Consider the following 7,770-nt stretch of genomic DNA (forward strand, 5'->3'; position numbering starts at 1 on the left):
GCTGGTCACCGGCGGCGGCCCGGTTGGAGACATAGTTGATCGCCACCCCATAGCCTGCCCGACTGGCCTGCCGGCATATGGCAGCGCCGATGCCGCGGCTGCCGCCGGTGACCAGCAGCGTCTTCTTGTCGGCATTCATTCCTGGCAGCCTTTCAGGGCAAAGACGTCCCACGGTACTTTTGAGAAGCCCGCCGGACCATAAGCGGCTGACATTTCGAGCGACGGTCCGAGATCGGGAAAGATCAGGCTCTTCGGCGCATCCGCGCCCTCGGCCGGCAGCAGACCCACGACGCCCTTCTCATCGGCGCTATAGATCACGCCTTCCCAGACCGTGCAGGCGGCGAGCTCCTCGCCGGTGACGTCGCCGGTCGGGCATTTGTACATCAGCGAGCCGTGCGGCCGCCCGGCGGAGCCCTCGGTCCACATGGCGATGCCATCGAGCACGGTATTGTTGTCGAGTATCATGCGGAATGTGTTGGCGATCGTCGCCGAGGTACCCGTCGGGCTGAAATCGATCTCGGCGCCGCTTTTCGCCTCGCCATAGGCGGCAAGCTGGATCGGGCAACCGGCCTGGGCATCGGCTGCTACGAGAGCCGCACCGGCGGCAAGCGCGACCGGCCTCGCGGTGCTGAGCCAACGGGCCTTCACTCGCCGCCCCGCCCGCGAGCCTTCATGCTCCACCTCAGAGATCGAGCACCAGCCGCTCGGGATCCTCCAGGCTTTCCTTGACGCGGACGAGGAAGGTCACCGCTTCCTTGCCGTCGACGATGCGGTGGTCGTAGCTGAGCGCCAGATACATCATCGGGCGGATGACGATCTGGCCGCCGACCACCACCGGCCGCTCCTGGATCTTGTGCATGCCGAGGATACCGGACTGCGGCGCATTGAGGATCGGCGTCGACATCAGCGATCCGTAGACGCCGCCGTTGGAGATCGTAAAGGTGCCGCCCTGCATGTCGGCAACCGAAAGCTTGCCGTCGCGCGCGGCGAGGCCCAGCCGGCCGATCTCCTTCTCGATCTCGGCGATGGACATCTGGTCGGCATCGCGCACGACCGGGACCACCAGGCCCTTGTCGGTGCCGACGGCGACGCCGACATGCGCAAAGTTCTTGTAGATGATGTCGGCGCCGTCGATCTCGGCATTGACCGCCGGGATCTCCTTCAGCGCATGGGTGACGGCCTTGGTGAAGAAGCCCATGAAGCCGAGCTTCACGCCATGCTTCTTCTCGAACACGTCCTTATACTTGGCCCTCAGCGCCATCACCGCGCTCATATCCACCTCGTTGAAGGTGGTGAGCATGGCGGCGGTCGACTGCGCCTCCTTGAGCCGGCGCGCGATCGTCTGGCGCAGCTTGGTCATGCGCACGCGCTCCTCGCGCGAAGCATCGTCGGCCGTCGACGGCGCGCGGGCCGCGACCGGTGCGGGAGCAGGAGCAGGAGCCGCTTTCGGCGTCTCGGCCGGCTGCGATGGCGCGCCCTTGGCGATGGCATCGAGGACGTCGCCCTTCAGTACCTGGCCGCGCTTGCCGGAGCCCGTCAGTTGCTCGACCGAGAGATTGTGCTCGGCGATCAGTTTGGCCGCGGCCGGCGCCGGCGGCATGGTGCGCGGCTCGACCGGGCCGGCGTCGCCGGCCATCTTGGCGGTTTCGGCGGCGGCCTGCTTGGTCGTGGATGCGGCGTCCGGACTGGACGCCTGCGCCACCGCATGAGGCTTGGTGGCGGGAGAGGCGGCTGCGCCGCCGGCCGAAATCGAGCCGAGCAGCGCCCCGACATTGACCGTATCGCCTTCCTTGACGGTGATCTCGGAGAGCGTCCCGGCGCCCGCGGCGGGCACCTCCACCGTCACCTTGTCGGTTTCGAGCTCGACCAGCGGCTCATCGGCGGCGATCGCGTCGCCGACCTTCTTGAACCACTTGCCGACGGTCGCCTCGGTGACGGATTCGCCGAGAGTGGGGACGCGGATTTCGGTAGCCATTGTGCCTGTCCGTTCTCTTGTCTTCTTAAGGTCTGTTTGGTCCGGGTCTGCTTATTCACCCAGCGCGTCGTCGAGCAGGGCGGAAAGCTGGCTGAGATGCTTCGACATCAGCCCAGTGGCCGGCGAGGCCGAGGCCGGCCGGCCGGTATAGCGCACCCGCTGATGCTTGGCGTCGATATGCGCCAGCACCCATTCGAGATAAGGATCGATGAACGACCAGGCGCCCATATTCTTGGGCTCCTCCTGGCACCACACCATCTCGGCGTTGCGGAAACGCGACAGCTCGGTGATCAGCGCCTTGGCTGGGAACGGGTAGAGCTGCTCGACGCGCAGCAGGTAGATGTCGGTGATGCCGCGCTTCTCGCGCTCCTCATAGAGGTCGTAATAGACCTTGCCGGAGCAGAGCACGACGCGGCGGATCTTGGAATCCTTCACCAGCTTGATCGGCTGGTCGGCCAAGAGCTGCGCATCGTCCCACAACAGGCGGTGGAACGAGCTTTCGCCCGCCATCTCCGACAGCGTCGACACCGCCCGCTTGTGGCGCAGCAGCGACTTCGGCGTCATCAGGATCAGCGGCTTGCGGAAGTCGCGCTTCAGTTGCCGGCGCAGGATGTGGAAATAGTTAGCCGGCGTCGTGACGTTCGCCACCTGCATGTTGTCCTCGGCGCAGAGCTGCAGGAAGCGTTCGAGGCGGGCCGAGGAATGCTCCGGCCCCTGGCCTTCATAGCCGTGCGGCAGGAGGCAGACGAGGCCCGACATTCTCAGCCACTTGCGCTCGCCGGACGAGATGAACTGGTCGAACACCACCTGGGCGCCGTTGGCGAAATCGCCGAACTGCGCTTCCCAAAGCGTCAGCGCCTTGGGCTCGGCAAGGCTGTAGCCATATTCGAAGCCGAGCACCGCCTCTTCCGAGAGCATCGAGTTGATGACTTCGTAGCCGGCCTGGGCCGCAGATAGATTGTTGAGTGGAATGTAGCGCGTCTCGTCACGCTGGTCGTAGAGCACGGAATGGCGCTGCGAGAAGGTGCCGCGCTCCGAATCCTGGCCGGAGAGCCGGATCGGATTGCCGTCGAGCAGGATGGCGCCGAATGCCAGCGCCTCGGCGGTCGACCAGTCGATGCCGTCGCCGGATTCGATCGCCTGGCGGCGGTTCTCGAGGAAGCGCAGGATCGTCTTGTGTGCCTCGAAATCCTTCGGCACGTCGGTCAGCTTCTTGCCGATTTCCTTCAGCGTGCGGACCGGCACCGCGGTCTTGCCGCGCCGCTGTTCGTCCTGGTTGTCGGCCGTGCGCAGGCCGGACCAGGCGCCGTCAAGCCAGTCGGCCTTGTTCGGCTTGTAGGACTGGCCGACTTCCCACTCCTGTTCCAGATGCGCGCGCCAGTCGGCCCGCATCTTGTCGACCTCGGCCTGGGTGATGTGACCCTCGGCGATCAGCCGATCGGCATAGACCTGCACAACCGTCTTATGGCTGCGGATGTTGCGGTACATGATCGGCTGCGTGAAGGACGGCTCGTCGCCTTCATTGTGGCCGAAGCGGCGGTAGCAGAACATGTCCACCACCACCGGTTTGTGGAACTTCATGCGGAATTCCGTCGCCACCTTCGCGGCATGCACCACCGCTTCCGGATCGTCGCCGTTGACGTGGAAGATCGGCGCTTCGATCATCTTGGCCACATCCGACGGATAGGGCGAGGAACGCGAGAAGCGCGGATTGGTGGTGAAGCCGATCTGGTTGTTGATGATGAAATGCAGCGTGCCGGCGACGCGGTGGCCGCGCAGGCCGGAGAGCCCGAACATCTCCGCGATCACGCCCTGGCCGGCAAACGCCGCGTCGCCATGCAGCAGCAGCGGCATTACCTTGGCGCGCTCGGACAGCGGCACGATCTCGCCGCGCTCGCGGCCAGCGAGCTGGTCCTGCTTGGCGCGCGCCTTGCCCATCACGACCGGGTCGACGATTTCCAGGTGCGAGGGGTTGGCCGTCAGCGACAGGTGCACCTTGTTGCCGTCGAACTCGCGGTCCGAGGAAGCGCCGAGATGGTACTTCACGTCGCCCGAGCCCTCGACGTCGTCGGGAGCGGCCGAGCCGCCTTTGAATTCGTGGAAGATGGCGCGGTGCGGCTTGGCCATGACCTGCGAAAGCACGTTGAGGCGGCCGCGATGGGCCATGCCGAGCACGGCCTCCTTCAGGCCGAGCTGGCCGCCGCGCTTGATGATCTGCTCCAGCGCCGGGATCAGCGACTCGCCGCCGTCGAGGCCGAAGCGCTTGGTGCCCTTGTACTTGACGTCGATAAATTGCTCGAAGCCTTCGGCCTCGACCAGCTTCGACAGGATCGCCTTCTTGCCGGTGGCAGTGAAGGTGATCTCCTTGTCGGCGCCCTCGATGCGCGCCTGGATCCAGGCCTTTTCCTCAGGGTCGGAGATGTGCATGAACTCGACGCCGAGCGTCGAGCAATAGGTGCGGGTGAGGATATCAAGCATCTGCCGGATGGTGCCGAACTCGAGCCCCAGCACATTGTCGAGGAAGATCGGCCGGTCGTAGTCGGCTTCGGTGAAGCCGTAATTCTCCGGCGACAGCTCGTTATAGTCCTCAAGCGGCTTGGCGATGCCCAGCGGGTCGAGATTGGCGTGCAGGTGGCCGCGCATGCGAAAGGCGCGGATCATCATGATGGCGCGCACCGAATCGCGCGTCGCCTGGTGAACGTCGGCATCGGAAAGGGCCGCGCCGTTGACGACCGCCTTTTCCTTCACCTTCTTTTCGATGTGCTTTTCGACCAGGCCCCAATTGCCGTCGAGCGCCGAAACCAGCTCACCATTGGCCTGCATCGGCCAGGAAGGCTTCGCCCAGGAAGCGCCCTTGGCGTTCTTGCGCACGTCGCCCGCATCGTCCTTCAGCGCGGCGAAGAAGTCCTGCCATTCCGGATCGACGGAGCCGGGGTTGTCCTCATAGGCGGCATAGAGCGCGTCGATATAGTCGGCATTGCCGCCATAAAGGAACGAGGTGAGCGAGAATTGGTCGTTGGCCTGATCTTGTCTTGCCATTTTCGTCTGCGGAGCCTGGCTCCGTCTCCTTTTATGGAAGGGAGTAGGGGAGTAAGGCAGTAGGGGAGTAGGGCATTTTTTGCCGCTGATCTTTCCCTGCTGCCCTATTCCCTTACTCCCTACTCCCTTGACCTTTGATCGCCTCGACCAGCGTCGTGCCGAGCCGCGCCGGTGACGGCGAAACCTTGATGCCGGCCGATTCCATCGCCGCGATCTTGTCTTCCGCGCCGCCCTTGCCGCCGGAGATCACCGCGCCCGCATGGCCCATGGTGCGGCCGGCGGGCGCCGTGCGCCCGGCAATGAAGCCCGCCATCGGTTTCTTGCGGCCGCGCTTTGCCTCGTCCTTCAAGAACTGCGCGGCGTCTTCCTCGGCCGAGCCGCCGATCTCGCCGATCATGATGATCGATTTGGTCTCGTCGTCGGCGAGGAACATCTCGAGCACGTCGATGAACTCGGTGCCCTTGACCGGGTCGCCGCCGATGCCGACAGCAGTGGTCTGGCCGAGGCCGACATTGCTGGTCTGGAAGACCGCTTCATAGGTAAGCGTTCCCGAGCGGGAAACAACGCCGACCGAGCCCTTGCGGAAGATGTTGCCGGGCATGATGCCGATCTTGCATTCGTCGGGGGTCAAAACTCCCGGGCAGTTCGGGCCGATCAGCCGCGAGGAGGAGCGGTCGAGCCGCACCTTGACCTTGACCATGTCCATAACCGGGATGCCCTCGGTGATGCAGACGATCAGCGGGATCTCGGCCTCGATCGCCTCGATGATCGCTTCGCCCGCGCCTGCCGGCGGCACATAGATGACGGAGGCGTTGGCGCCGGTCTTCTCCTTGCCCTCGGCGACGGTGGCGAAGATCGGCAGGGTCTCTCCCTTCGCGCCGGTCCAGGTCTCGCCGCCCTTCTTCGGATGGACGCCGCCAACCATCTTGGTGGCGTGATAGGCCAGCGCCTGCTCGGTATGGAAGGTGCCGGTCTTGCCGGTCAGGCCCTGCACCAGCACCTTGGTATTCTTGTCGACGAGAATGGACATCGCGGCCCTTTTCTAAAAACCGTTGATCGAGGAAGGCGAAACGCGCCGGTAGAGGCCGCTCACCATGTCTTGCCAGGCGTCGCTGCCGGCGGGCTTGAAGTGCAATCGCATGCGGTAAGTATCAGTGCCGTCAAAACTGTAAGTCACGCGAGCCGAGCCGCGCGGCGACGACCGTTCCAGCACAAGCTCGTTGCCGTTCCATGTGCCCGTAGCCGGTGTGACCGGCACGAAACCCATCGAGTCGAACTGATGCATGGTGACGACGTCGTTCGGCTGATCGAAGCCGAACACATTATGCGCGCCGAACGAGATCGTGCCGTCGCGGCGCTGGCGGTAGCGCTGGACCACGAACTGGCCGCCGAACTGCGCGTCCGCAAGCACTTCCGAAGTCGCGGCGCCGGCATCGGTCCATTGCGTCGCCGCGACATCTTCCTCGCCACGCCACGCGCCGACCAGCGCCTGCAGGCGCTGGTGATCGGCCGAGAGGGATGAGAAAGGCGTCGCGTTCATGGCTCAGAGCCGCTTCAGATCGGTGACGGTGAGGTCGCTTTGGGCATTGCCGGTGTTGAGGGTGGTCGCCGGCTCGAACATAAGCACCACGGGCTCGACAGTCAGCGACCGCGGCCGATGCTCGACGCCGCGCGGCACGACAATGAAATCGCCCTCGCCGACCTCGACCGGCCCGTCGCGGAAATCGATGGCGATCTTGCCGCGCAGCACGAGGAAGGCCTCGTCCTCGTCATCATGCGCGTGCCAGTCGAAAACCTCGCCGAACTTGGCGACCTTGGCTTGGCTGTCGTTGACGTCGCCGGCGATGTGCGGATCGAAGACCTTGGCGATCTTCGCATCCGCCGCCTCGACCAGATTTATCTTGCGCGGAGGCATCCGCTTTAGCCCTTCACCGCCTTGACGATCTTCTTGGCCGCGTCGTCGAGGTCGTCTGCCGAGACGACGTTCAAGCCGCTGTCATTGATGATCTTCTTGCCGAGCTCGGCATTGGTGCCTTCCAGCCGCACGACCAGCGGCACCTTCAGCCCGACTTCCTTGACCGCGGCGATCACGCCCTCGGCGATGACATCGCACTTCATGATGCCGCCGAAGATGTTGATCAGGATGCCTTCGACCGCCGGATCCTTGGTGATGATCTTGAAGGCCGCCGTCACTTTCTCCTTCGAGGCTCCGCCGCCGACATCGAGGAAGTTGGCCGGCTCGGCGCCGTAGAGCTTGATGATGTCCATCGTCGCCATCGCGAGGCCGGCGCCGTTGACCATGCAGCCGATATTGCCCTCGAGCGCGACATAGGCGAGGTCGTATTTCGACGCCTCGATCTCCTTCTCATCCTCTTCGGTGGTGTCGCGCAGCTCCATCACGTCGGGATGGCGGAAGAGAGCGTTGTTGTCGAACGACACCTTGGCGTCCAGCACGCGCAGCTGGCCGTTCTTCATGACGATCAGCGGATTGACCTCGAGCAGGCTCATGTCCTTCTCGATGAAGGCCCTGTAGAGCAGCGGGAACAGCGTGCCGCCGTCTTGCGCCGCATCGCCGTCGAGCTGCAGCGCTGCGTTGAGCTTCTTCACATCATCGGCCGTCACGCCCTTTCCGGATCGATGGCGACGGTGAGGATCTTTTCCGGCGTGTCATGCGCGACCGCCTCGATATCCATGCCGCCCTCGGTCGAGACGACGAAGGCGATGCGCCCGACGGAACGGTCGACCAGGATCGACAG

6 protein-coding genes and 2 pseudogenes are annotated in these 7,770 nt (G+C 64.5%); all 8 read right to left on the reverse strand.

Features of this window, described 5'->3' with window-relative positions; translation table 11 throughout:
• Positions 1-139: pseudogene (locus tag EOA60_RS38880) on the reverse strand (NAD(P)-dependent oxidoreductase); the annotation flags it as partial.
• Complete coding sequence (locus EOA60_RS11255; protein WP_245307513.1) at positions 136-558, reverse strand: hypothetical protein; 423 nt, start codon at positions 556-558, stop codon at positions 136-138. The gene EOA60_RS11255 and the pseudogene EOA60_RS38880, both read right to left, overlap by 4 nt.
• A 124-nt stretch (positions 559-682) precedes the next feature.
• Positions 683-1,975 carry a 2-oxoglutarate dehydrogenase complex dihydrolipoyllysine-residue succinyltransferase gene (gene odhB / locus EOA60_RS11260; RefSeq protein ID WP_128311364.1) on the reverse strand — a complete coding sequence of 431 codons (1,293 nt, stop codon included), beginning with the start codon at positions 1,973-1,975 and terminating at the stop codon, positions 683-685.
• A gap of 51 nt (positions 1,976-2,026) precedes the next feature.
• Complete coding sequence (locus EOA60_RS11265) at positions 2,027-5,014, reverse strand: 2-oxoglutarate dehydrogenase E1 component (protein ID WP_067323638.1); 2,988 nt, start codon at positions 5,012-5,014, stop codon at positions 2,027-2,029.
• A gap of 112 nt (positions 5,015-5,126) precedes the next feature.
• Complete coding sequence (gene sucD / locus EOA60_RS11270) at positions 5,127-6,044, reverse strand: succinate--CoA ligase subunit alpha (RefSeq protein ID WP_095825155.1); 918 nt, start codon at positions 6,042-6,044, stop codon at positions 5,127-5,129.
• 12 nt (positions 6,045-6,056) lie between these two features.
• Positions 6,057-6,554: a DUF1579 family protein gene (locus EOA60_RS11275; RefSeq protein ID WP_067323643.1), complete on the reverse strand. Its 498-nt coding sequence runs from the start codon at positions 6,552-6,554 to the stop codon at positions 6,057-6,059.
• Between the two features lie 3 nt (positions 6,555-6,557).
• Positions 6,558-6,929 (reverse strand): cupin domain-containing protein, encoded by a 372-nt coding sequence (locus EOA60_RS11280; protein ID WP_095825156.1) that lies wholly within the window; start codon positions 6,927-6,929, stop codon positions 6,558-6,560.
• Between the two features lie 5 nt (positions 6,930-6,934).
• A pseudogene (gene sucC, locus EOA60_RS11285) lies at positions 6,935-7,770 on the reverse strand (ADP-forming succinate--CoA ligase subunit beta); the annotation flags it as partial.

Origin of the sequence: Mesorhizobium sp. M1A.F.Ca.IN.020.06.1.1, from assembly GCF_004023265.1 — a bacterium.
Classification (GTDB): Bacteria; Pseudomonadota; Alphaproteobacteria; order Rhizobiales; family Rhizobiaceae; genus Mesorhizobium.